Origin of the sequence: Marinomonas foliarum, from assembly GCF_016906065.1 — a bacterium.
GTDB lineage: Bacteria > Pseudomonadota > Gammaproteobacteria > Pseudomonadales > Marinomonadaceae > Marinomonas > Marinomonas foliarum.
On record NZ_CP070273.1, the window covers coordinates 1,399,143 to 1,423,130 of the forward strand.

The 23,988-nt window shown below is 43.2% G+C and carries 24 protein-coding genes; 7 read left to right on the forward strand and 17 right to left on the reverse strand.

The genetic code is table 11. The features are described 5' to 3' along the window. Positions 1–65 precede the first annotated feature (65 nt). From JSY38_RS06505 to cbiB, 6 genes are all read right to left on the reverse strand, one after another. Positions 66–398, reverse strand: a complete 333-nt coding sequence (locus JSY38_RS06505; RefSeq protein ID WP_205115899.1) for a DUF1904 family protein — start codon at positions 396–398, stop codon at positions 66–68. A gap of 50 nt (positions 399–448) precedes the next feature. Beyond that, positions 449–856: a DUF2914 domain-containing protein gene (locus JSY38_RS06510; protein ID WP_205115900.1), complete on the reverse strand. Its 408-nt coding sequence runs from the start codon at positions 854–856 to the stop codon at positions 449–451. A 238-nt stretch (positions 857–1,094) separates the two neighbouring features. Then, a complete protein-coding gene (gpt, locus tag JSY38_RS06515) occupies positions 1,095–1,592 on the reverse strand; it encodes a xanthine phosphoribosyltransferase (protein ID WP_205115902.1) in 498 nt (165 codons plus the stop codon). A gap of 99 nt (positions 1,593–1,691) precedes the next feature. Continuing rightward, positions 1,692–2,204, reverse strand: a complete 513-nt coding sequence (cobU, locus tag JSY38_RS06520) for a bifunctional adenosylcobinamide kinase/adenosylcobinamide-phosphate guanylyltransferase (RefSeq protein ID WP_205115903.1) — start codon at positions 2,202–2,204, stop codon at positions 1,692–1,694. Next, positions 2,201–3,298, reverse strand: a complete 1,098-nt coding sequence (locus JSY38_RS06525) for an aminotransferase class I/II-fold pyridoxal phosphate-dependent enzyme (protein ID WP_205115905.1) — start codon at positions 3,296–3,298, stop codon at positions 2,201–2,203. The genes cobU and JSY38_RS06525 overlap by 4 nt, the downstream gene beginning before the upstream one ends. Then, entirely contained in the window at positions 3,283–4,263 is a 981-nt protein-coding gene (gene cbiB / locus JSY38_RS06530) for an adenosylcobinamide-phosphate synthase CbiB (RefSeq protein ID WP_205115906.1), read from the reverse strand. The genes JSY38_RS06525 and cbiB overlap by 16 nt, the downstream gene beginning before the upstream one ends. Before the next feature lie 86 nt (positions 4,264–4,349). Here cbiB and JSY38_RS06535 point away from each other — a divergent pair, with 86 nt between their 5' ends. After that, entirely contained in the window at positions 4,350–5,828 is a 1,479-nt protein-coding gene (locus tag JSY38_RS06535; protein WP_205115908.1) for a cobyric acid synthase, read from the forward strand. Between the two features lie 237 nt (positions 5,829–6,065). Here the strand turns inward: JSY38_RS06535 and galE are convergent, their stop codons facing one another. Further along, a complete protein-coding gene (galE, locus tag JSY38_RS06540) occupies positions 6,066–7,088 on the reverse strand; it encodes a UDP-glucose 4-epimerase GalE (protein WP_205115909.1) in 1,023 nt (340 codons plus the stop codon). A 50-nt stretch (positions 7,089–7,138) separates the two neighbouring features. After that, entirely contained in the window at positions 7,139–8,509 is a 1,371-nt protein-coding gene (locus tag JSY38_RS06545; protein WP_239544391.1) for an MATE family efflux transporter, read from the reverse strand. A 366-nt stretch (positions 8,510–8,875) separates the two neighbouring features. Here JSY38_RS06545 and JSY38_RS06550 point away from each other — a divergent pair, with 366 nt between their 5' ends. Both JSY38_RS06550 and JSY38_RS06555 read left to right on the forward strand, forming a co-directional pair. Beyond that, positions 8,876–9,787: a LysO family transporter gene (locus tag JSY38_RS06550; RefSeq protein WP_205115911.1), complete on the forward strand. Its 912-nt coding sequence runs from the start codon at positions 8,876–8,878 to the stop codon at positions 9,785–9,787. A 715-nt stretch (positions 9,788–10,502) separates the two neighbouring features. Further along, on the forward strand, positions 10,503–11,231 hold the full coding sequence (locus tag JSY38_RS06555) for a BamJ family beta-barrel-assembly machinery protein (protein ID WP_239544394.1): 729 nt from the start codon (positions 10,503–10,505) through the stop codon (positions 11,229–11,231). 123 nt (positions 11,232–11,354) lie between these two features. Here JSY38_RS06555 and JSY38_RS06560 read toward each other — a convergent pair whose 3' ends face one another. Beyond that, on the reverse strand, positions 11,355–12,590 hold the full coding sequence (locus tag JSY38_RS06560) for an O-antigen ligase family protein (protein ID WP_205115913.1): 1,236 nt from the start codon (positions 12,588–12,590) through the stop codon (positions 11,355–11,357). A gap of 172 nt (positions 12,591–12,762) precedes the next feature. Here JSY38_RS06560 and JSY38_RS06565 point away from each other — a divergent pair, with 172 nt between their 5' ends. The 3 genes from JSY38_RS06565 to JSY38_RS06575 all read left to right on the forward strand — a co-directional run bounded on the left by JSY38_RS06565 (position 12,763) and on the right by JSY38_RS06575 (position 14,750). Continuing rightward, positions 12,763–12,966 carry a hypothetical protein gene (locus tag JSY38_RS06565; protein WP_205115915.1) on the forward strand — a complete coding sequence of 68 codons (204 nt, stop codon included), beginning with the start codon at positions 12,763–12,765 and terminating at the stop codon, positions 12,964–12,966. Positions 12,967–12,971: 5 nt separating this feature from the next. Continuing rightward, complete coding sequence (locus JSY38_RS06570; protein WP_239544396.1) at positions 12,972–13,481, forward strand: LysO family transporter; 510 nt, start codon at positions 12,972–12,974, stop codon at positions 13,479–13,481. Positions 13,482–14,021: 540 nt separating this feature from the next. After that, entirely contained in the window at positions 14,022–14,750 is a 729-nt protein-coding gene (locus JSY38_RS06575) for a BamJ family beta-barrel-assembly machinery protein (RefSeq protein ID WP_239544394.1), read from the forward strand. A gap of 123 nt (positions 14,751–14,873) precedes the next feature. On the opposite strand, the gene JSY38_RS06580 is transcribed toward JSY38_RS06575, so the two are convergent. Continuing rightward, positions 14,874–16,109: an O-antigen ligase family protein gene (locus JSY38_RS06580; RefSeq protein ID WP_205115917.1), complete on the reverse strand. Its 1,236-nt coding sequence runs from the start codon at positions 16,107–16,109 to the stop codon at positions 14,874–14,876. Between the two features lie 172 nt (positions 16,110–16,281). On the opposite strand from JSY38_RS06580, the gene JSY38_RS06585 reads away from it, so the two are divergent. After that, positions 16,282–17,682 carry an undecaprenyl-phosphate glucose phosphotransferase gene (locus JSY38_RS06585; RefSeq protein WP_205115922.1) on the forward strand — a complete coding sequence of 467 codons (1,401 nt, stop codon included), beginning with the start codon at positions 16,282–16,284 and terminating at the stop codon, positions 17,680–17,682. Between the two features lie 16 nt (positions 17,683–17,698). On the opposite strand, the gene JSY38_RS06590 is transcribed toward JSY38_RS06585, so the two are convergent. From JSY38_RS06590 to JSY38_RS06620, 7 genes are read right to left on the reverse strand one after another with little or no spacing between them, the layout of a single operon-like run. Further along, positions 17,699–18,616, reverse strand: coding sequence for a glycosyltransferase family 2 protein (locus tag JSY38_RS06590; RefSeq protein ID WP_205115923.1), 918 nt, complete (start codon positions 18,614–18,616; stop codon positions 17,699–17,701). Then, complete coding sequence (gene rfbD / locus JSY38_RS06595) at positions 18,613–19,491, reverse strand: dTDP-4-dehydrorhamnose reductase (RefSeq protein WP_205115925.1); 879 nt, start codon at positions 19,489–19,491, stop codon at positions 18,613–18,615. The genes JSY38_RS06590 and rfbD overlap by 4 nt, the downstream gene beginning before the upstream one ends. Beyond that, positions 19,492–20,028: a dTDP-4-dehydrorhamnose 3,5-epimerase gene (gene rfbC / locus JSY38_RS06600; protein ID WP_205115927.1), complete on the reverse strand. Its 537-nt coding sequence runs from the start codon at positions 20,026–20,028 to the stop codon at positions 19,492–19,494. Between the two features lie 27 nt (positions 20,029–20,055). Continuing rightward, positions 20,056–20,937 carry a glucose-1-phosphate thymidylyltransferase RfbA gene (gene rfbA / locus JSY38_RS06605; RefSeq protein WP_114412554.1) on the reverse strand — a complete coding sequence of 294 codons (882 nt, stop codon included), beginning with the start codon at positions 20,935–20,937 and terminating at the stop codon, positions 20,056–20,058. 10 nt (positions 20,938–20,947) lie between these two features. Then, positions 20,948–22,030, reverse strand: coding sequence for a dTDP-glucose 4,6-dehydratase (gene rfbB, locus JSY38_RS06610; protein ID WP_205115928.1), 1,083 nt, complete (start codon positions 22,028–22,030; stop codon positions 20,948–20,950). Between the two features lie 24 nt (positions 22,031–22,054). Then, positions 22,055–22,942, reverse strand: a complete 888-nt coding sequence (locus JSY38_RS06615) for a glycosyltransferase family 2 protein (RefSeq protein WP_205115929.1) — start codon at positions 22,940–22,942, stop codon at positions 22,055–22,057. Beyond that, positions 22,939–23,985 (reverse strand): EpsG family protein, encoded by a 1,047-nt coding sequence (locus tag JSY38_RS06620; RefSeq protein WP_205115930.1) that lies wholly within the window; start codon positions 23,983–23,985, stop codon positions 22,939–22,941. Before JSY38_RS06620 ends, JSY38_RS06615 begins: the two co-directional genes overlap by 4 nt. Positions 23,986–23,988 lie beyond the last annotated feature (3 nt).

The following is a 23,988-nucleotide window of genomic DNA, read 5'->3' on the forward strand; positions in this document are numbered from 1 at the left end:
GGAAGGAACAAATATGTCTTCGCTCCTCCCCCTGCTAAGGGGGAGGCTGGGAGGGGGTTACTATCTTAGAAGTGCTCGCCATTCTCATAGTAGTCCTTGCCCTGCAGATCATGGAACAACACTGTGATGTCTTGTCCACTATCCACAAGAGGTCTAATCAATTCTTCTATGATTAACGCCACTTTGCGCTTCACGTCTTCGCCTCGATCGAACCATAAAACATCAAAAAACGGGTACGCAGGAGAAGCGCCACCAACTGCCAGATAAGTCGTTGCTTGGTACTCAAGGGTGAAATGAGAATTTGGCGTGTCTGTGACTTCCGCTAAGTTTTCGACCAAGATATCAGCAATAGACTCTAGCTCGTCAAAAGCCAACCCTCGTACACGTAAATGAGGCATAAAAATCCTTAATCATAGATTAAAAGTAACGACAAAGAATGCCTGATTTTTTAAATTTCATCCACATAGTCAAATGAATAAGTGCTTACCACTACGTCATCTTGTACTACTTCAACGCTCCATTTACCGTCAAAGCCTGGCATTAGGCGTTTGCTAGACCAAACTCTCCAACGGTCACCACCTATGTCAAAATCAACGTCCGCTTGTTCTTCTCCATCTAATTTCCAACGATGAATAACATGACTTCCCGCCATATCACGTAAGTCAGTAAAGAAATAGACTCGCTGAATTGCGCCATATTCTACTGTTACCGTTGCGCCGATATTGTCTATCGGTTCTCGATCGATTACATCTGTAGTGAATTGAGCACGAGCCACCGTACCTTGTGCAAACGCGGGCAAAGTCATCGATAGCGATAAAACACTCGCCAAAGCAACTCGAATTAGCATTTTCCACATAGTAAAATCCTATTATATTTGTTTAAAAAGTAAGCACATTTAAAATGCATGAAACAGCTAATTCCTTAGTCTGCCTTTGGCTCTGAATTGAGAGGTGAATATAACCATAAAATTAGCTGAAAACTGTGTAAAAGAAACGAGAGTTTTGTGTAAATTTGCAAATACTCTCGCTGCTTTTGTGTCAAATAATGACCCGTTTTCTATGAGGAACTTAATACGCAGAAGTAGAAGTGAATGCTTACTTTGGCTGACGATCAGCAAGCGGGGTAGAAAAGGTATATTCCATATCCCAAGGGAAACGAATCCAAGTGTCTTGGCTCACCTCAGTAATAAAAGTGTCAACTAACGGCTTTCCGGCAGGTTTGGCATAAATGGTTGCAAAATGTGCTTTTGGCAGCATCTCACGAACTTTCGCTGCGGTTCGTCCTGTATCCACTAGATCATCAATCAGGATGAAACCTTCGCCATCACCTTCAACGCCTTTAAGAACATTAAGGTCGCCCTGCTTCATTGAAGCACCTGTAGCTTCATCAACGCCATAACTCACGATACAAATCGTATCGATCAAGCGGATATCCATTTCACGACACAAAATAGCCGCTGGCACCAAACCTCCACGGGTAATTGCAATAATCCCTTTCCAAGGGCCCTGCTCCAGCAAACGCCAAGACAAGGCACGAGCATTTCTATGTAGCTCTTCCCAAGATACTGGAAAATCTTTTGAATAAGGGGTCATCAAAGCTCCTACGCCTTTCGCTATAAATTGCAATTTTTGATTATAAAAGTGTTTCCAAGAACAATATAGTTCAAGAAAACACAGAGTATAAATGGAAGATTAGGATTTTAGCTGCATAGGTAGCCCTGCCGCAACAAAAGTTACCCGATCGGTCAATTTAGCCAGTTTTTGATTAATACTTCCCAGTTCATCACCAAATCGCCTAGCAAGGGCATTCATCGGCATCACTCCCAATCCCACTTCACTAGACACCAACACCAAATCACCCTTGAACTCGGAAATTGCTTCAAAAAGTGCCAGTTTCTCATTTTCTAAACGTGCTTCGTCTTCTAGGCACAACAAGTTCGTCACCCATAAACTAAAGCATTCGACAATCACCGCCTGTTCAGGAGTATTGAGGGAAGCCAAAAGCTCCGCTAATGCCAATGGTTCTTCGATAACCCGCCATTCTTTGGGACGACTGACTTGATGCAATCGCACTCGTTCCGCCATTTCCTCATCCCAAATTTGTGATGTCGCCACATAACAGACCGCTTTATTAAACGAAGCAACTTGCTCCTCTGCGTAGGCACTTTTGCCACTACGAACGCCACCTAATACAAGATGCTTCATGCTAACTCCCTGCCTCCTGCGGTTTTTAATAAACGAATCAAGGCGCTGTTTAAAGCATCCATTTCATTAAGCGCTGGCAATGCCACACGAATCCAGCCTTCGCCTAAACGAGTATGTACGCCAACTTGGTGCAACATATCGAATACTTGCTTGGCGTATTCTTCACTTTCAAGAAACCAGGTAACAAACAAAGGATTGGTCACGCTGTCTTGGGAATCAAAAATCGTGTTGAACTTTGGCATCACCCTTTCAACAAAAGCCGCTTGTCGTACTTTTAAACCTTGCAAAGCCTGAGACTGCCAAGCTTTATCAGCAAAGGCCAATGTCACCAAATGCAGGCTCGGCGTCGCCACGGGCCAAGGCCCCAATAAATTTTTGATCGCGGCTTGCCATTTTGTCGCACAAAAAACAAAGCCAACACGCGCGCCTGCCAAGCCAAAGAACTTACCAACAGAGCGTAAAACAAAAAGCGACTCACTCAGCGATTTACCTTGTTTGCTATTCAACAGACTCAACTCTGGGCAAGCATCAACAAAAGCCTCGTCCACGACGATATTCGCCCCTTGCTGCTCAGCATGGGCAATCAGTCGAGACAAAATATGGTGTGAGGCAATTTCTCCCGTTGGGTTATTCGGCTGGATGACGACGGCAACCGCCCATTTTTGCCCTAATAACTCTTCCAATGAATCGTAATAAGCAATATCAAAGCCCCATTTTTGCCAAGCAAAAGCATGTTCCTGATAACCAATGCGCGGCACAAAAACCATTTTCGTTGCAGTAAGCAAAGCCGAAGACTGACTCGCCAGCAACATGGGCGGCAAAGATTCGATAATATGTTGAGAGCCCGCACTAATCGCAGTGGGACGACACCCAAAATACCGCTCAGCCTCCTCTAACAAATGCACTTGATCAGGCAAGTCCATCCATAATGCAGGCGCTATTTCCGGAATCGGCCAAGGTTCACGGTTACAGGCGGAAGATAAATCCAACCAAGTTAATGCATCATCACCGACTTTACGCTGCCAATACGCCAAGTCACCGCCATGCTTTGGCGGCGTACTGCTTAACTTAGAAGATTTTAGACCAACAGACATATAACCAATCCCCACAAAATCACGCTTTTATCCACCAGCCAAATGGCTTCTTTTAAATGTTGTGGCGTTGGTAAATCACCCTCGCCTAAAATTGGTCGAGTTTCTACTTTGCCAAAATACGGCGCTTCGCCACCTAACTGAATCCCTAAAGCGCCCGCCCCCGCGGCCATCACAGGGCCAGCATTAGGACTTTTCCAACGGGCAGAAGGACGTCGCGCACTGCGAATGGCTGAGTGCCATTTACCACAAGCCCCATAGGTATAAACCACAAGACGAGCGGGAACATAATTCAATACATCATCAAAACGCGCGGCGAACCAACCAAAATGCAGTAAAGATTCTGTTTTATAGCCCCACATAGCATCCAGCGTATTCGCAAGACGATACAAGAGCACACCCGGCGCACCGAAGAGAATAAACCAAAATATCGGTGCAAATATCGCATCACTGCCGTTTTCTAAAACCGACTCAATACCCGCTTTTGCCACCGCCGATTCATCCAAATTCTGTGTGTCACGGCTGACGATATAACTCACAGCAAGACGTGCTTCATCGAGCTTTTCTGCCGACAGTGGAGAGACAGACAAAGGCTGATAAATCGCCAGCGCATGCTCGCGCAAACTCTGCCAACCAATCGCAAAATACAAAACCACCACAGACAGCAAAGTATCTAGCCAACTCGGCAACAACCAAAACAAAGCCAATTGAATCAGCACCCAAGGCAAAACCGCCACCAGCCATGCCAACACACTAACCAGGCGTTGACGAGATAGAGAAGCGTCTAAAGGCAACTGTATATGCTTGCGACAAAGATCCACCCAGCGACCAAACCAAATCAAGGGATGCCACGTCTTTGGCTCACCTAATAAGCGATCCAATACCAAGGCCGCGACCAAAATGAAACTGGCCGTAGAAAACACACCAAGAAAACCATCAAAACTACTGTCTAAATTAGCAAGGATCATAAATATAAGTCGTTTTTTCACTTAACAAGGTGAATAGGTAAGGTAGAATTCTACCACCTTATTGATTTGAAGCGTGATGATACTGAATGCCAGCCTTTAGTTTAATGATCCAAGGAACCACCTCGGACGCCGGAAAAAGTACATTAGTCACGGCGCTATGCCGCTTATTACATCGCCGAGGCATTTCAGTTGCGCCATTCAAACCACAAAACATGGCATTAAACAGCGCCGTCACCCAAGATGGCAACGAAATTGGCCGAGCCCAAGCCGTACAAGCCTATGCCGCAGGGCTTGAACCCCACGTGGACATGAACCCCATTCTACTTAAGCCCAACACAGATACAGGCGCGCAAGTCATCATTCAAGGCAAAGCCGTGGGCAACATGAACGCCGTGGGGTATCACGAATACAAAAGCATCGCCAAAGTCGCCGCGTTAGATTCTTATCATCGTCTGGCCGATCAATACCAAGCCGTGTTAATTGAAGGTGCAGGCAGCCCTGCGGAAATCAACTTACGCGCTCGCGACATCGCCAACATGGGCTTTGCTGAAAGCATCGATTGCCCTGTTATCATCATCGCCGATATCGACAAAGGTGGTGTGTTTGCTCATCTCGTTGGTACTTTGGATTTGCTCAGTCAAAGTGAACAAGACAGAGTGATTGGCTTTGTCATTAACCGTTTTCGTGGCGACATCAGCTTGCTGCAATCTGGCTTAGATTGGCTCGAAGAACGCACCGGCAAACCGGTTTTAGGCGTACTGCCTTTCTTAAAAGGTTTTCATCTAGAATCCGAAGACGCCGTTGCCAAAAGCCCAATAAAAACCGACACCAACGCCAAGTTAAACATCGTCATTCCCATCATGCCGCGTACCAGCAACCACACGGACTGGGACGCATTACGTCTGCACCCTGATGTTCAAGTTACCCTTGTTGGCGCCAATGAAAGCATTCCACCAGCGGATCTAGTCATTTTACCAGGCAGCAAAAGCGTACAAAGCGACCTCGCCTTTCTACGCCAAGAAGGCTGGGAAGATTATTTGAAAAAACACCTAAGATACGGCGGAAAAGTCATCGGGATATGCGGCGGCTATCAAATGCTCGGTGAACAACTGCTCGATCCACTAGGGCTAGAAAACCAACACGCCAACACCCAATCTAAAGGTTTTGGTTTAATCCCTATGGAAACAACGCTTAAAGAAGAAAAACAGCTTAAGCAACGCCATGGAAAGCTCGCTTTCGCAGCCAATGCCCAAGTCACAGGTTATGAAATTCACTCTGGCATTTCAGAGTTTTCCAATGCAACCGCCTACAAACGCTTTGCAGAATTAGAGAATGGCGAGAAAGAAGGCTACATTTCAGACGATGGCAACATCATAGGTACTTACCTTCATGGCGTATTCGACCACCCAGAAGCCCTACAAGCTTTACTCCACTGGGCCGGCATCGACCAAGCCGCCACCTTCGACTACGACCAATACCGCAACAGCGAAATCAACCGCCTCGCCGACAGCACAGAACAACACATGGACATAGATGCGTTAATTGAACTGTGTAGAGACTTTTAGAAGAGTAGCTAGCTCCTCCCCCTGCTAAGGGGGAGGCTGGGAGGGGGTCAAAAGACCTTATCAACCCCATCCTAACCTTCCCCTTGAAGATAAGGGGAAGGGACAAAAACGTGACATTAAGCCACTTCCCTAGGCGAGGCAATCCGCTTACCTTCGTATCGACGCAAAACAATTGCAGGGGTAAACCCGCACCTAGGCCAATGTAAAAACCTTCCCTTGAAAACAGAAAAAAATGATTTACTCACCATACCCTTGCGGATTATTACTTTGCCAATTCCAAGCATCACGACACATAGCTTCAAGAGATAGTTCAACTTGCCAACCAAGCATCAGCTTGGCTTTTTGTGGGTCTGCATAAAACTCGGCGATGTCACCGGCACGTCTTGGCATTACTTCATAAGGGATTTGTTGATTTGACGCTTTCTCAAATGCATAAACCACATCTAACACGCTAGAGCCTTTGCCTGCGCCCAAGTTATAAGCTTCTATGCTTTTCTCCTCTTGGCTTGCCAACTTCTCTAATGCTTTGATGTGACCTAAAGCCAAATCCACCACATGGATATAATCTCTCACGCCTGTACCATCGTGAGTTGGATAATCGCCACCAAATACGCTTAGCTTTTCACGTTTTCCCACAGCAACTTGTGTAATAAAAGGCATTAAATTATTAGGAATACCATTTGGGTCTTCACCAATCAAGCCGCTTGGATGAGCACCAACTGGATTAAAATAGCGCAACAAAGACACATTCCATCGAGGGTCAGCAACAAAAGCGTCCTGTAAGAACTGCTCTATCATCACTTTGGTTCGACCATATGGGCTAGTAGAACTCAGCGGAAAATGTTCTACGTAAGGAATGGGGTTATTCTCGCCATAAACAGTTGCAGAAGAACTAAACACGAAATCAAAAACGCCATGTTGAGCCATGACATCTAGCAGAACCAAGGTACCTGTTAAATTGTTATGGTAATAAGATAAAGGAATCTGTGTCGATTCTCCGACCGCTTTTAAACCAGCAAAGTGAATCACAGCATCAAAGGAATGTTTTTTAAAAACGTCATTCAACGCAGCAGCATCAAGCAAATCGACCTCATGAAAAGTCACTGTCTTACCAGTGATTTGCTTCACTCTATTCAAAACTTCAGGATTAGAATTACACAAATTATCAACAACGACGACATCATAGCCTTGGTTTAATAATTCCACGCAAGTATGACTACCAATAAAACCTGTTCCACCTGTTACTAAAATTGTGTTCATACTTCTCTCTCAATAAAAGACTGACCTTTGCTTGATATACTCGTCTAAATTTACGCAACTTCCCTAGGTGAGGCAATCCGCTTGCCCTCGTAGTGGCGCAAAACAATTTGAAAACGTACGATAAGAATCGCCGCTAGCAGGGTTAAACCCGCGCCTAGGCCAATGTAAAAACCTCGCAATGACAAGGTTTCGGCCCAAGGGCTGTAGTGAGACAGCCAAAAGCCAAACGGGATGCTCAAGCCAAACAAAGACACGGCAAAAGCGATCATAGTTGAGCGTGTTTCACGAAAACCTCGTAAAGCACCAGTGAAAACGGTTTGCAGCATATCAGGGAATTGATAACAAGAAGAAATCAGCAAGATGCTCGCTGCCAAGGCCACCACTTCGGCATTATTGCTATAAATGTAAGGTATTTGGTTATGAAATACCTGGGTGATAACAAAACAGGTACTTACATAAGAAAGTCCTAGCCAGACAATCACACGTATACGCTTTCTAACACCGCTTACGCCTTCTTTCGACATGGCTTTTGCTACCACAATCGCCGTCACGGCACTCATTGCCATCATTGGCGTAAATAAGAAAGACGTATAAGACATGACAATCTGCCCGCCACCCAGAGCCAAATCACCAAAGGACGAAATCAACCACGTCATCGAAGAAAACAAGCCAACCTCAAAGGCAAAGGCAAAGCCGGCTGGCGCGCCGACGTTTAATAGAATTCCAAATTTACGCGTGTAGCGCCACACCAAACGGGTAAACAGAGGCGTTTTGTTGATAAAGCGGTCATAAACAAAAAACATAGAAACAGCTAAATACAAAGACAAAGCAGATGCCAATGCAGCCCCTTTTGCGCCCATTTCAGGAAGGCCAAACTTGCCGAAAATCAGCACATAATTGAACAAGATGTTTAACACTAAGCCAAAGCTCGCCACGAACAATGGAAAACCAGGGCGACCCGCCGCTTCAAATAGATTTTTGTAGGCGGTCATAAGTGCAAGCATAGGAAGAGCTGGGGCAAAAATATACAAGTAAGAAACCGAAACTTGTCTTGTTTCTTCTTCCGTCGCCATCAACCCAGCAAAATAAGGCAATAAGAAAATAGCCACTAAGCTCGCTAACAGACCAAGCCCAACGGATAAGCCAACCGCTTGCGACATATACAAGTTAACCAGCTTCGGCTGCCTGCCATGCAAATGACGTGTTACCAAAGGTGTTAGACCAAAGGTCACACCAATCAAGAAACAACCAACAGGTAGCCATAAGCTCGATGCTAAACCAACTGCCGCCAAATGCAGCGCGCTGTAATGGCCTAACATAATGGTATCGACGACGCTGATCGACAGCTCCAATGTCATCGTTAGTATCATAGGAAACAACAAATGCAGAACTTCTTTTAACACAGGAAAACGCTTAACCACACATCACCGCCGACTATCCATAGAAAACACGCATAAAACAGCCGAGCAATTTACCACCGATCACCAAATATTGCACCGCTGGTCAGCTTTATTTTGCCTACCTATACGGCAGATCACACTCGTACCTCGTTTATCTGCCCCTCCCCCTGCTAAGGGGGAGGCTGGGAGGGGGTCAAAAAACCTTACCAACCCCATCCTAACCTTCCCCTTGAAGATAAGGGGAAGGAACAAAAAACACTACGTTAAGCCACTTCCCTTGGAACAACATTTACCCGAAACACAAAAACCAAACTTGTATTTACAACTCAATACCGAGAAAATGCCGCTCCAGTATTTAACACATCTGTCTAGGAAGACTATTCTCGCATGACTATTCTCACCACACTTGGCCCATTATTAATCGCCCTACTCTTTGGTTACTGGGTCAATATCAAGGTATTCACGCCAACTCGTGTGGCAAAAGGCTTAGAACAGCTTGTGTACCTCATCTTAGGCTTAATCGGTTTTAGCCTTGGGGCGTTAGATAATTTGGCTGAAAAGCTTTTTATTGCTGGTTACCAAGCGATTATTTTCTTTGTACTGATCAGCGTATTAAGCCTAGGTGGTTTATATCTTAGTGGCCTACGTTTTGGTGGTACTCATGCTGATAACCTTGCCCAAGGCCCATCTGATAGCAAATCCCATGCATTGATGGATGCAGCAAAAACCATCGCCTGGGTAATAGGTGGCGTTGTCGTCGGTATATTTGCCAAAGACTGGCTAACGGGTGTGGACGAGCTGGTAACAGGCTTGCTGTATGTTTTGCTGTTTCTAATCGGTTGTCAGCTACGCCAAGGCAATCACCGTCTACGTAAGCTATTTTTAAACTCTCAAGGCGTCATCATAGCGCTTGTCACTATCTTCACCACGTTACTGGCAGGTTGGATTGGCAGCTTTGTATTAGGTCTAAGTTGGAACCAAGGGCTTGCGGTCGTCTCAGGCTTCGGCTGGTACAGTTTGTCTGGCATTCTTATTACCGGCCTAGGTGACCCTGTACTTGGCACCACTGCTTTCTTGCTCGACCTTGGACGTGAAATTTTGGCGCTCATGCTGATTCCATTTTTAGCAAGGCTCAACAGCCACATGTCGGTAGGTTATTCTGGTGCCACCGCGATGGACTTTACCTTACCCATGCTAGGTAAGTTTCATGGCGCGCAAATCATCCCTGTGTGCATCGCCAGCGGCTTTATTATGAGCATTCTCGTGCCCGTTCTGATTCCGTTGTTTATGGGAATCTAGGTTAATACCAACGACTCCCCCCGTAGGTCGGATGAGTCGAGGAACGACCGTGATCCTACATTTCAATCACCCCCTCCCAGCCTCCCCCTTAGCAGGGGGAGGAGTCAAGTTCGCTTTTGTCCCTTCCCCTTGTCAAGGGGAAGGTTAGGATGGGGTTGTTACCCTGACCGGTAAAATTACGCCACCCCACCAACCCGTAGGTCGGCATGAGGGAGGAACGACCGTGATCCGACATTTGAATCCCCCAACGGCAGATCACACTCGTGCCTCGTTCATCTGCTCTACGAAGAATGTCAATAAAGTGTAAGTTCATTCTAAAAAACAAACCTGCTTTAGCAAACACCGTCATGCTTTTGTAAAAGCGATTGTCTGATCCAAGAATAGCGGATTAATCTCATAACACGTCTTGTGCTTTGTGGAACCGTTCTCTAAATAAGAGAGATCTATTGGAACTCAAACAAAGTGTGCAGGTGAAGGGGTCGCTTTGGTAACGTACTAACAGATAAACTGGCATAAACAGCCTACCTTATGTTAGAACACATATGTTACATAATAGAAACGACGGATCTGATTTTGCAAAGCACAAGGCGTATACCATTGTTCCTGCTTTGTTTACGCCCCATATGCTTTATTAAAACTGTATGCGAATCGAACTCCGTCTTAACGCTTCACGTCACTCAGTGATAAATCAATAAATAATGGAACACCTTTCCTTATGAAAAAAATAGCTATGAAAAAAACACTTATTGCGGCGCTGGTTATGTCTTCTGTTTCTTTTGCGTACGCAGACGACAGTGCAATCAAACTGGATTCTAAAGAACAGCGCCTTGGTTACAGCATTGGCACCATGTTTGGTTCTCGCATGTCACAAGATTTCTCTGAACTAGATATGAAAACCTTCATGGCTGGCTTCCAAGATTCATTTGCTGGCAAAGAAGGCAAAATGAGCATGGAAGAAGTCACCCAAACTATCCAAGCTTACCAGCAAGAACAAATGGAAAAAGCACAGCTTGAGGAAGAAAAAGCCTCTGAAGAAGCCAAAGCCGCTTCCGCTGCATGGTTGAAAGAGAAAGAAGCCGAAGATGGCGTCAAAAAAACCGAATCTGGTTTGCTGTATAAAGTCATCACAGAAGGCAAAGGCGACAAGCCAAGCGCGACAGACACAGTTGAAGTCGATTACGAAGGCAGCCTAACAGACGGCACAGTGTTCGATAGCTCATACAAACGTGGCGAATCTATTACCTTCCCACTAAACGGTGTTATTCCAGGCTGGACAGAAGGCCTACAGCTTATGCCTGTTGGCTCTAAATACGAGCTATACATCCCTGCTGATCTAGCTTACGGCCCAGGCGGCACAGGCCCTATTCCAGCTTATGCAGCGCTTAAGTTTGTTGTTGAACTTCATAGCATTGAAGAGGCTGAGGAAACAGAAGAAGCTAAATAAGCTTTATTAGAAACACTAAAGCTAAATTAGATACACTAGTTAGAAAAATGGCCATCAAGTGATGGCCATTTTTTATATGAAGTGTTTTTCCAAAACCTATTTATACCCTTGGAATATAGGTTTTCATTTCGCGAACTCTTTGCGTTCAGCCCAGCGTACCGCTGCCCAAAAATACACAATCGGAAAAACGTACATCATCACACCAATGTTGTGACTGAACATCACCTGCGATAGGCCAAAATCCATATAACACATAGGGACCAAAGCCCCAGCCATTGCATAAGAGCGAATATTCCAATTATTAGGATACTGACGCATTTTTTTAAGAAAGAGACGCAGTGGAATCAAATACACAGACATAAGAAATATAAAACCAACAATACCGGTTAAACCAAGCGCATTTATATATTCATTATGAGAATGACTAAAATGAATTACATCTTGCGATATGGCACTATCTGCAACTAAACGCTCTTTTACCGCTTTACTTCCATATTCGCCAACGCCAACAAGAGGGGACTCTTCAAACATACTTAAAGAAGCTTTCCACATTTCGAACCTAAGACCAACAGAGGTCGTCTTATTAGATCCATCGCTGTAGTGCTCAACATCACTAATCGCTTCTTCAATACGGTCCTTTATGCCTGATTGCGGAAGCGCAACAGCTGCCCCAACCAACAATACAGAAGCAATACACACACTCCATACCAGTTTCTTACCCAACAAAAATCGGCTTTGCCATAATAAGAAAAAGCCAATTAAAGGAAGAGCAACCCAACCACCACGGGAGGCGGACAACACAGAAGCAGCAATACCACACAAGCCTCCAACGACAGCCAAAGCCAGCCAGATATAACGTTTGTTAGCTAAAAAATACGTTGCAGAGACAAAACTTAATAAACCAAGCAGCATTCCTGTATTACCAAACATTATAGGGTGCTCACTTCCATGGGCTCGACCATAGCCAAGCACCTTTCGCTCATAAATTGCCAAAGAAAATGCAGCAATCGCACCAAGCACGGTACCAAACCAAAGCCACCGCTCTCGTCCTGCCGATTTCAGTAATAACAGCAATACAGGAAGAACCAAAATAAATCGAGAAGGCCTATCGAGCTCGCGAGTATGCCAACCGTCAAGGTAAACAAAACCAAACATAGCGACAGCGTATAATGCAAATCCCCAAAAAAGTAACTTATCCTCTTTGTTCAACTCACGCCATTTAGGCTTTAGTAAAAAAATAAGTGAAAAAAGAAAAATAAGACTCGTACCAATGTTGTAGCCGTTAGGCACAGTAATCGATAACGCAAAAGTCAGGGCAGCGAAAAACCACACTAGAGCACTAGAAACAGTGTTCAACATACAAAAAAAATCTCTTATTAGGTCTCATGACTAGCAGATAAGCCAAGCATACCGTTAAAATGCACAACATTCAGAATAGCTAGCGGCAATCCAATTAATTTTAAATCATTTACTGCTATCATACAGCGGATATAAGTCATTGATTATACCTAATATACGAGATGAGAAAGAAGTGAAAAAAGGACTAACATTAAAAGAACACAGTGCATCTGTCGGTATCAGCCACAGAGTTCTCGACATTTTATGTTTATTCGCTACAGGTCTGCTTAGTTACTGGTTACGCTTTTCGCACCTAGATCTAAACATCGCTTACAAGAATGTTTTGTTATTAGGCGTCATTATTGGCGCGACGCTATTATCCATGTTTGGTGGCTAACGGGTGTGGACGAGCTGGTAACAGGCTTGCTGTATGTTTTGCTGTTTCTAATCGGTTGTCAGCTACGCCAAGGCAATCACCGTCTACGTAAGCTATTTTTAAACTCTCAAGGCGTCATCATAGCGCTTGTCACTATCTTCACCACGTTACTGGCAGGTTGGATTGGCAGCTTTGTATTAGGTCTAAGTTGGAACCAAGGGCTTGCGGTCGTCTCAGGCTTCGGCTGGTACAGTTTGTCTGGCATTCTTATTACCGGCCTAGGTGACCCTGTACTTGGCACCACTGCTTTCTTGCTCGACCTTGGACGTGAAATTTTGTCGCTCATGCTGATTCCATTTTTAGCAAGGCTCAACAGCCACATGTCGGTGGGGTATTCTGGTGCCACCGCGATGGACTTTACCTTACCCATGCTAGGTAAGTTTCATGGCGCGCAAATCATCCCTGTGTGCATCGCCAGCGGCTTTATTATGAGCATCCTAGTACCGATTCTTATTCCATTATTTATGGGAATCTAGGTTAATACCAACGACTCCCCCGTAGTTCGGCATGAGGGAGGAACGACCGTGATCCGACATTTGAATCCCTCAACGGCAGATCACACTCGTGCCTCATTCATCTGCCCTACGAGGAATGTCAATAAAGTGTAAGTTCATTCTAAAAAACAAACCTGCTTTAGCAAACACCGTCATGCTTTTGTAAAAGCGATTGTCTGATCCAAGAATAGCGGATTAATCTCACAACACGTCTTGTGCTTTGTGGAACCGTTCTCTAAATAAGAGAGATCTATTGGAACTCAAACAAAGTGTGCAGGTGAAGGGGTCGCTTTGGTAACGTACTAACAGATAAACTGGCATAAACAGCCTACCTTATGTTAGAACACATATGTTACATAATAGAAACGACGGATCTGATTTTGCAAAGCACAAGGCGTATACCATTGTTCCTGCTTTGTTTACGCCCCATATGCTTTATTAAAACTGTATGCGAATCGAACTCCGTCTTAACGCTTCACGTCACTCAGTGATAAATCAATAAATAATGGAACACCTTTCCTTATGAAAAAAATAGCTATGAAAAAAACACTTATTGCGGCGCTGGTTATGTCTTCTGTTTCTTTTGCGTACGCAGACGACAGTGCAATCAAACTGGATTCTAAAGAACAGCGCCTTGGTTACAGCATTGGCACCATGTTTGGTTCTCGCATGTCACAAGATTTCTCTGAACTAGATATGAAAACCTTCATGGCTGGCTTCCAAGATTCATTTGCTGGCAAAGAAGGCAAAATGAGCATGGAAGAAGTCACCCAAACTATCCAAGCTTACCAGCAAGAACAAATGGAAAAAGCACAGCTTGAGGAAGAAAAAGCCTCTGAAGAAGCCAAAGCCGCTTCCGCTGCATGGTTGAAAGAGAAAGAAGCCGAAGATGGCGTCAAAAAAACCGAATCTGGTTTGCTGTATAAAGTCATCACAGAAGGCAAAGGCGACAAGCCAAGCGCGACAGACACAGTTGAAGTCGATTACGAAGGCAGCCTAACAGACGGCACAGTGTTCGATAGCTCATACAAACGTGGCGAATCTATTACCTTCCCACTAAACGGTGTTATTCCAGGCTGGACAGAAGGCCTACAGCTTATGCCTGTTGGCTCTAAATACGAGCTATACATCCCTGCTGATCTAGCTTACGGCCCAGGCGGCACAGGCCCTATTCCAGCTTATGCAGCGCTTAAGTTTGTTGTTGAACTTCATAGCATTGAAGAGGCTGAGGAAACAGAAGAAGCTAAATAAGCTTTATTAGAAACACTAAAGCTAAATTAGATACACTAGTTAGAAAAATGGCCATCAAGTGATGGCCATTTTTTATATGAAGTGTTTTTCCAAAACCTATTTATACCCTTGGAATATAGGTTTTCATTTCGCGAACTCTTTGCGTTCAGCCCAGCGTACCGCTGCCCAAAAATACACAATCGGAAAAACGTACATCATCACACCAATGTTGTGACTGAACATCACCTGCGATAGGCCAAAATCCATATAACACATAGGGACCAAAGCCCCAGCCATTGCATAAGAGCGAATATTCCAATTATTAGGATACTGACGCATTTTTTTAAGAAAGAGACGCAGTGGAATCAAATACACAGACATAAGAAATATAAAACCAACAATACCGGTTAAACCAAGTGCATTTATATATTCGTTATGAGAATGGCTATAATGAAGTACATCTTGCAATATGGCGCCATCTGCAACTAAACGTTCTTTTACCGCTATACTTCCATATTCGCCAACGCCAACAAGAGGGGACTCTTCAAACATACTTAAAGAAGCTTTCCACATTTCGAACCTAAGACCAACAGAGGTCGTCTTATTAGATCCATCGCTGTAGTGCTCAACATCACTAATCGCTTCTTCAATACGGTCCTTTATGCCTGATTGCGGAAGCGCAACAGCTGCCCCAACCAACAATACAGAAGCAATACACACACTCCATACCAGTTTCTTACCCAACAAAAATCGGCTTTGCCATAATAAGAAAAAGCCAATTAAAGGAAGAGCAACCCAACCACCACGGGAAGCGGACAACACAGAAGCAGCAATACCACACAATCCCCCAACGACAGCCAAAGCTAGCCAGATATAACGTTTGTTGGCTAAAAAATACATTGCAGAAACAAAACTTAGTAAACCAAGCAACATCCCAGTATTACCAAACATTATAGGATGTTCACTACCATGGGCACGGCCAAAGCCAAGCACCTTTCGCTCATAAATTGCCAAAGAAAATGCAGCAATCGCACCAAGCACGGTACCAAACCAAAGCCATCGCTCTCGACCGGACGATTTCAGTAACAACAGCAATACGGGAAGAACCAAAATAAAGCGAGAAGGCCTATCGAGCTCGCGAGTATGCCAACCGTCAAGGTAAACAAAACCAAACATAGCGACAGCGTATAATGCAAATCCCCAAAAAAGTAACTTATCCTCTTTTTTCAGCTCATGCCATTTTGGCTTTAGCAAAAAAACAAGTGACAAAATAAAAATAAGAGTCGTACCAATGTTGTAGCCGTTAGGCACAGTAATCGATAACGCAAAAGTCAGAGCAGCGAAAAACCACACTAGAGCACTAGAAACAGTGTTCAACATACAAAAAAAATCCCTTATTAGGTATCATGACTGGCAGATCAGCCAAGCATACCGTTAAAATGCACAACATTCAGAGTAACGAGCGACAATTCAATTAATTTTTATCCGTTTACTGCTATCATACAGCGGATATAAGTCATTGATTATACCTAATATACGAGATGAGAAAGAAGTGAAAAAAGGACTAACATTAAAAGAGCACAGTGCGTCTGTCGGTATCAGCCACAGAGTTCTCGACATTCTATGTTTATTCGCTACAGGTCTGCTTAGTTACTGGTTACGCTTTTCGCACCTAGATCTAAACATCGCTTACAAGAATGTTTTGTTATTAGGCGTCATTATTGGCGCGACGCTATTATCCATGTTTGGTGGCTACCGTGCATGGCGAGGCTCTTCTTTCACCAGCGAAATACAATGCGTTGTTAGCGCTACTTTCGGCACCTTTCTACTACTGGTTTTAAGTGCCTTCGCGACACAAACATCCGAACTTTATTCTCGAATCTGGGTGGCTACCTGGCTTGCCTCTTCGACATTTTTCATAATTGGTTATCGGCTTGTTTTACGAAAAACTCTTGGCGGACTAAGAGCAAAAGGTTACAACATACGCCGAGTACTCATCATAGGAAATGGCGAATTAGGCCAAAATGTAGCCCATAAGTTGATTCAAAATCCATCTATGGGACTAGTGGTCACAGGTTTTATTGCAGATCAAACATCAGCAAACCATGAAGCTTCTGTAGAAGGCATTCCAATTCTTGGGGGATTAAAAGATATAGATCAATTAGTACGAGACTTGCACATAGATCAAGTATGGATAGCCCTTCCCATGAGCGAAGCGGTGCAAATGGAGCAAGTACAAACCACGCTGGCAACCAGTGCCGTCACCATACGCATGGTGCCAGACATTTTTGGTTTTCAGCTACTAAACCACTCTATGACAGAAGTAGCGGGATTACCCGTAATCAATTTGTCTACGTCGCACATGCTAGAAGGAAAAAATCGCTTTTTAAAATCACTGGAGGACAAAGTTTTATCCAGCATAATCTTACTTTGCATTAGTCCAATAATGATTGCACTAGCGATAGGCGTGAAACTGTCTTCTTCAGGTCCCGTCTTCTATCGACAAGAGCGAGTAAGCTGGAACGGTCGTTCATTCAACATGTTAAAATTTCGTTCTATGGCTGTAGACAGCGAAAAAGACGGCGTAAAATGGGGGGGAGCAACCAGCATGTCTGTCACCAAGTTTGGCGCCTTCATTCGCAAAACCAGTTTAGACGAACTACCACAATTTATAAATGTGCTAAAAGGCGACATGTCTATCGTTGGACCACGTCCAGAAAGAACCGTTTTTGTCGATCAGTTTAAACATGAAATTCCAGGCTATATGCAAAAACATATGGTGAAAGCAGGAATAACAGGATGGGCGCAAATCAACGGCTGGCGTGGTGATACAGACCTTAAAAAACGCATTGAATGCGACTTATATTACATAGAACACTGGTCAATCTGGTTTGACCTTAGAATTATTTTTTTGACGTTCTGGAAAGGCTTTATACATAAAAATGCCGCATAAATGCGGCATTTTCTTATTAAACCCTGTTCCAATAGCTTTTATACATTGACAGCTTTCTGGATAACCCCACACCAAGCTGTGAATGTTTTTTCCCAAGTTTATAACCAATAAACTTAGCCATTGAGGTGAAAATAGACGGAATAAGCCAAGTATATTTTTTGCTTTTACATACATATTTCAGCTGATCTAAAGCAAACTTCACTCCCTCCCCCTCGACCGAGCCTAACTCTTCAATCATCCAAGACTGTGAGGAGTGAAAAACACCAATATCAAAGTAGCGTTGGAACTCTTGAAAAACAGAATAGTTATGGGAATGTCGCACCTTTGCGTCAGAAACATAAGCTACTTTCTTATTAGCGACCAAAGCTTTTGCTGCTACATAGGCATCTTCGCCTAAAATTAAATGCTCTGGAAAACCACCAATAGATCGTAAGAAATCTACACGATACGCTGCAAACGAATTAGACAAAAAAGCTTTCCGAAAACCCGCAGGGAAAGCATCTGTTAGACTTGTCACATAGCTATTTGGCTTATAGCTATTATATCTAGCGTGTTGTGCAAGGGGATTAGCATTCAAGTGCGGCAATTGACGACCGTAAGCACAAACTATTTCCGGATCCTTATCAAAAATTGAGACTAAATTCGCAAGCGCTTTCTCCCCTTCCAAAAGGGCATCCTGAGTCAAAAAAACAACAAGCTCAGTTTCAATGTCAGCCAATGCATAAGATCTTGTGCCACCATGATCAAAATCTTTTTGCTCAATTCGCTCAATTTCAAAATTAAACTCTTGAGCTGTCTTGCGCGTATCATCCCTAGAAGAGGAATCAATTACCTTAATTCTGAATGGCATCAGAGATTGACCGGCTAAGCGTCGAGCAGACTCTTTCCACAACTCACCGCCATTATAGGTAGGAATAACAACAGTGAAGTTCATCCTGTTAACTTACTCAAAACGAGAGCAAGGCTAATACTCCATGAAGGTGCCTGTATACCAAAAGAAGCAAGCGCTTGCGTCGACATCACTGAATATTCAGGTCGCTTAGCCGGGGTAGGATATTGGTCGGAGCTAATCGCTTTAAGCTGCGGGCAGCTAGATATCACACCTAATTCATAGGATTTTGCAAAAATAGCTCGAGCAAAGCCATGCCAACTGGTCGGCGTGTCACCACAGTAATGATAAAGCCCCCAAGCCAGCGCTTTACCCTGCTCATGTTGTTCGCAAATTTTTAAGATTGCCTGAGCCAAGTCACCAGCATAAGTAGGACAACCGTATTGATCGGCTACGACACTCAATGCATCGCGCTCTTTCGCTAAACGTACCATGGTCTTTACAAAGTTATTGCCGTATTCGCTAAACACCCAAGCCGTGCGTAAAATAATATGTTTCTCGCACGCTGCCGCAAGGTTAATCTCACCAGCTAATTTGGATGCGCCATAAACCCCTTGAGGATTGATCGGATCAGTCGGTGAATACGGCTGAACCGCCGCACCATCAAAAACATAATCGGTAGAGACATGGATAAAGGGAATATCTAAATTAGCCGCTTGCCTAGCAAGTAGCTCAGGCCCCTTTGCATTTACTAGATAAGCATTCTCTGAGTCAGTTTCTGCCTTATCTACAGCGGTATAAGCGGCAGCGTTTACAATGATATCTGGCTTTACTTGCTGAACAACCGCAGTCACAAGCGAAGCATCAGCGATATTTAACTCTGCGGAACCATAAGCAAATAGCTCATGATTCGTGTCTTTTAAGACATCTTGAAAACAACGACCAAGCTGACCATTTTTACCTGTAAGTAAAATACGCATTTATGCCAACTCATCCAAAGTCAGACCTTCTTGGTCCTTTGCCGACAAAATCGGTTCAATCCCTTCTGGCCATTCTATACCCACCGTCGGATCATTCCACATCAAACAACCCTCGTCAGTTGGATCATAGTAATCCGTACATTTGTATTCAAAATCCGCTACATCAGATAACACCACAAAGCCATGAGCTAAACCTGGCGGCACCCAAAACTGACGTTTGTTTTCTTCCGATAAAATAACCCCAGCCCACAAACCATATGTGGGCGAATCTTTACGAATATCAACCGCTACATCAAAGACTTCACCACGCACAACACGGACTAACTTGCCTTGCGGATTCGTTTTTTGGAAATGCAAACCGCGTAAAACGTTTTTCCCTGAACGAGAGTGATTATCCTGCACAAACGGCAAATCAATACCGGCCAACTCTTTATAGCGCTCAGCCTGAAAGGTCTCCAGAAAAAAACCTCGTTCATCGCCAAATACTTTAGGCTCAATAATAACTACATCATCAATATTGGTTTTAATAACATTCATCACACTTACCTTTTACAGATAGCTTTTTTATTGATAACCATCAGCGACTTTAAGCAAATATTGGCCATAACCTGTTTTTTTCAATGCTTCACCAGAAGCTCGCAATTGATCAGAGTCAATCCATTGCTGGCGATAAGCAATCTCTTCTAAACAAGCGACCTTCAAACCTTGGCGATGCTCAACGGTTTGCACAAATTGCCCCGCTTCTAACAAGGAGTCATGTGTCCCCGTATCTAGCCAAGCAAAGCCACGTCCAAGTAAGGAAACATGTAAATCTCCACGGTTAAGATACGCTAAGTTCACATCGGTAATCTCTAATTCACCACGTACTGAAGGCTTAATTTGCTTAGCAATTTCAATCACATCATTATCGTAAAAATACAAGCCAGTCACAGCATAAGAAGATTTTGGATTAGCTGGCTTCTCTTCAATACTAATGGCTTTACCTGCCTCATCAAACGCTACAACACCAAAACGTTCAGGGTCAGAAACATGATAACCAAACACGGTAGCCCCTTTTTCAAGAGACGATGCTTGCTTTAATTTTTCAGAAAAATGCTGACCGAAGAAAATGTTATCCCCCAAAACAAGCGCGACATTGTCATCACCAATAAAGTCTTCACCGATTAAAAACGCTTGCGCCAATCCGTCAGGAGTTGGCTGCACTGCGTAAGTCAACTCAACACCAAACTGACTACCATCGCCAAGCAAATGCTGAAAACTTGCTTGGTCTTCCGGAGTCGTAATAATCAACACCTCATTGATCCCTGCTAACATCAAAACAGACAAAGGATAATAAATCATCGGCTTATCATAGATAGGCATCAGCTGCTTCGATGTTGCCAAAGTTAATGGATGCAAACGAGTACCACTACCGCCAGCAAGAATAATGCCTTTACGTTTTGTCATAACCAAACCTTTACCCGTTCTCACCGATACGATGTAATTGATAGTCACCGCTTAATACACGCTGCCACCAATCTGGATTGTCTAAATACCATTGTACCGTCTTGCGCATGCCGGTCTCAAAGGTTTCCTCTGGCTGCCACCCAAGATCATTGGCAATTTTGCTAGCATCAATCGCATAACGAACATCATGACCAGGACGGTCTTTCACGTAAGTGATCAAATCTTGGTAAGCATTAACGCCATTCGGTTTAGCTGGAACAAGTTCTTCCAACAAAGCACAGATCGTTTTCACCACATCGATATTACGTTTTTCGTTATGACCACCAATATTATAGGTCTCCCCAACCTTGCCCTCGGTAGCCACTTTTACCAAGGCACGAGCATGGTCTTCTACATACAACCAATCACGAATTTGCGAACCGTCACCATAGACCGGCAAGGCCTTACCAGACAAGGCATTCAAAATCACATGAGGGATAAGCTTTTCAGGAAAGTGATAAGGCCCGTAATTATTAGAGCAATTCGTTACAATGGTAGGTAAACCATAAGTACGCAACCAAGCACGGACTAAATGGTCTGAACTGGCTTTGCTTGCAGAATAAGGTGAACTAGGCGCATAAGGCGTGGTTTCAGTGAACATAGGCAGCTCGCCATCTACTTCATCTGGATGAGGTAAATCACCGTACACCTCATCGGTAGAAATATGATGAAAACGGAACGCGGCTTTTTTATCGTCCGTTAAACCCATCCAATATTTACGGCTCGCCTCCAGCAAGGTATAAGTACCCACCACATTAGTCTGAATAAAATCACCAGGACCATCAATAGAACGGTCTACGTGACTTTCAGCTGCCAAATGCATCACTACATCTGGCTGATGCTCAACAAACACACGATCTAATTCAACGGCATCACAAATATCCACCCGTTCAAAAGCATAACGCTGATCTTGCATAGATTCAGGAATGGATTCTAAATTGCCTGCATACGTCAGCTTATCCAGATTAACAACGGAGTTCTTAGTATCACTTAACAGATAGCGAACAACAGCACTACCAATAAAACCAGCACCGCCAGTTACTAAAATTTTCATATTTATACCATTTATAAAATTTAACTATGGCTTGGGCCCTAACCTACCAATAATACCATGCCACAAACCTAAAACATTAACCTTAAGATGTTGCCATTTTTTACTAGGTGAAAGCATTGGATATGAAATGGCAAACAAAAGAGTACGAAAAAAATAATGCCCTCTAACAGGAAAGGGCAATAAATTATCATGCAAACAAAGATACAAGCCATTACGTATAATAAAATAGTGTCTAAAAGGGCTACGAATAGAAATTTGCTTATTTGCCACTTTAACCATTAAATCACCAAGGTTATGCTCTATTATCACATCCCCAGTGCCATACACTTGATAGCCTTTAGCGTTAGCTCGCCAGCACCACTCTAAATCAACCCAATCTATAAATAGATCTTCCCGCTTTGGACCTATAGCCTGAAACGCTTTTTTAGAAATAATCATTCCTGAAGCAATTAAATGAGCCACCTTGTTTAACCCTTTTTCAGGCTGAAATCGTCTACTCCATGGAGAAAACCTAACAAAAGCCTCTACACGCTGTCGATTTAGCTCAAAAAAACTTGGGCCAATTGCACCAACGACAAGACCATCATCCTCAGCTGAAGAAATAACACTCATCATCTCAAACGCAAAATTAGATGGATATATAGTATCTTGGTCACTTAGCCAAATGTATTCAGCGCCAGCATCAAAGGCATTTTTAATGCCTAAGTTTTGAGCTTTAGCAATACCAACATTCGCTCCTAAACTAAGCAAATCCACAGAGGTAGGCAAAAATTCAATAATTTCAGAAATATTCTCAGAACCATTGTCAACAACAACGACTGACACTTCGTTCTCTAATATCCCAAACAATACTTTTTTAAAATACTCTATATTGGGATTGAAACTAACAACAACACAAAAAAGCCGACTCATAAAAAAACATTCCAACTGTCAGGCCACACTATAAGACCAGCACGTAATACATAATAATAAAAATAACCAGCGAGGCCAATACCGATTAAAACATTAGCTATAACAGGTTTTTTAGTAACTTCTAAGCAAAACCGGTAATAGAGAGGAAATACAAAAACTAAGCCAAATCTAAAAATTTCACTAACTCTATTTTGCAGACCTTCAGCACCTGCAAATACAGCCAAAAAAATCAGGGATACAAATACACAATTAAAACAAATCACCTCAAAAGAGGTTAAATCATCTTTAAATCGAAAAAAGACTATAACGGATGCAATGTATAAAAAAATAAATTGGACTGAATAAGGAGTGGATGTTTCATTAAACCTTAATGCATATGATCTTAACTGATTAAAGCCAATCCACTCTGGGTCTATATGCACTACCAACATTTTAATTACAGAAATACCACTTAAACCTAGCCACCAAAGCACAATCAAGCAAGGCCAGGTCAGTATTAGGATATAAGTTATTTTTTTACCGCGAAAAGCAAATATCAAAAAAAACAGAGCAAGAGAATAATGAAATAAAAAAGCTGCGCAAGTAATCATAAAGGGAGCGAGAAATTTTCGCCCTGTACTAAAAAAAAATGCCCCAAAGAAAGCGATAGCAATTGCCAAGGATACACGAATACCAGTTCCATCCTGTAACACAAAAAAATACGCCACATACAACAATACCGACAAATAAAAATCTCGACTGCCCTTATGTATCAAAATCAACTTTAAAGAAACAGAGCATAAAGCAATTATGGCAAACCATATAATACTTGGCCAACCATTAAAAACCTTTGCCAGAGCCAAGAAAAAAAATTCATAGTCTCTAATTTCTAGCCAAATTTTCGACCAACCTGTTGCACTATATTTTTTGAATATCTCCTGGTAAGCCAATGAATCCAACGATAAATATGCGGATAAAACAGTGGCAAGAAAAACCAAAAAAACAAAAATCAAAATTGGCATTAAAGATATGTATTCTTTTATTCTAAGCATGTTAGCTTCCATATA

Bases quoted from the DNA above. Each gene is read 5' to 3' on its own strand.
- galE (WP_205115909.1), bottom strand. From the start codon at position 7,088: ATGAACACAATTTTAGTAACAGGTGGAACAGGTTTTATTGGTAGTCAT.
- JSY38_RS06590 (WP_205115923.1), bottom strand. From the start codon at position 18,616: ATGAACTTCACTGTTGTTATTCCTACCTATAATGGCGGTGAGTTGTGG.
- JSY38_RS06575 (WP_239544394.1), top strand. From the start codon at position 14,022: ATGAAAAAAATAGCTATGAAAAAAACACTTATTGCGGCGCTGGTTATG.
- rfbD (WP_205115925.1), bottom strand. From the start codon at position 19,491: ATGCGTATTTTACTTACAGGTAAAAATGGTCAGCTTGGTCGTTGTTTT.
- JSY38_RS06505 (WP_205115899.1), bottom strand. From the start codon at position 398: ATGCCTCATTTACGTGTACGAGGGTTGGCTTTTGACGAGCTAGAGTCT.
- rfbB (WP_205115928.1), bottom strand. From the start codon at position 22,030: ATGAAAATTTTAGTAACTGGCGGTGCTGGTTTTATTGGTAGTGCTGTT.
- JSY38_RS06510 (WP_205115900.1), bottom strand. From the start codon at position 856: ATGTGGAAAATGCTAATTCGAGTTGCTTTGGCGAGTGTTTTATCGCTA.
- JSY38_RS06580 (WP_205115917.1), bottom strand. From the start codon at position 16,109: ATGTTGAACACTGTTTCTAGTGCTCTAGTGTGGTTTTTCGCTGCTCTG.
- cobU (WP_205115903.1), bottom strand. From the start codon at position 2,204: ATGAAGCATCTTGTATTAGGTGGCGTTCGTAGTGGCAAAAGTGCCTAC.
- JSY38_RS06555 (WP_239544394.1), top strand. From the start codon at position 10,503: ATGAAAAAAATAGCTATGAAAAAAACACTTATTGCGGCGCTGGTTATG.
- cbiB (WP_205115906.1), bottom strand. From the start codon at position 4,263: ATGATCCTTGCTAATTTAGACAGTAGTTTTGATGGTTTTCTTGGTGTG.
- JSY38_RS06525 (WP_205115905.1), bottom strand. From the start codon at position 3,298: ATGTCTGTTGGTCTAAAATCTTCTAAGTTAAGCAGTACGCCGCCAAAG.
- JSY38_RS06550 (WP_205115911.1), top strand. From the start codon at position 8,876: ATGACTATTCTCACCACACTTGGCCCATTATTAATCGCCCTACTCTTT.
- JSY38_RS06615 (WP_205115929.1), bottom strand. From the start codon at position 22,942: ATGAGTCGGCTTTTTTGTGTTGTTGTTAGTTTCAATCCCAATATAGAG.
- rfbC (WP_205115927.1), bottom strand. From the start codon at position 20,028: ATGAATGTTATTAAAACCAATATTGATGATGTAGTTATTATTGAGCCT.
- gpt (WP_205115902.1), bottom strand. From the start codon at position 1,592: ATGACCCCTTATTCAAAAGATTTTCCAGTATCTTGGGAAGAGCTACAT.
- JSY38_RS06560 (WP_205115913.1), bottom strand. From the start codon at position 12,590: ATGTTGAACACTGTTTCTAGTGCTCTAGTGTGGTTTTTCGCTGCCCTG.
- JSY38_RS06620 (WP_205115930.1), bottom strand. From the start codon at position 23,985: ATGGAAGCTAACATGCTTAGAATAAAAGAATACATATCTTTAATGCCA.
- JSY38_RS06535 (WP_205115908.1), top strand. From the start codon at position 4,350: ATGCCAGCCTTTAGTTTAATGATCCAAGGAACCACCTCGGACGCCGGA.
- rfbA (WP_114412554.1), bottom strand. From the start codon at position 20,937: ATGACAAAACGTAAAGGCATTATTCTTGCTGGCGGTAGTGGTACTCGT.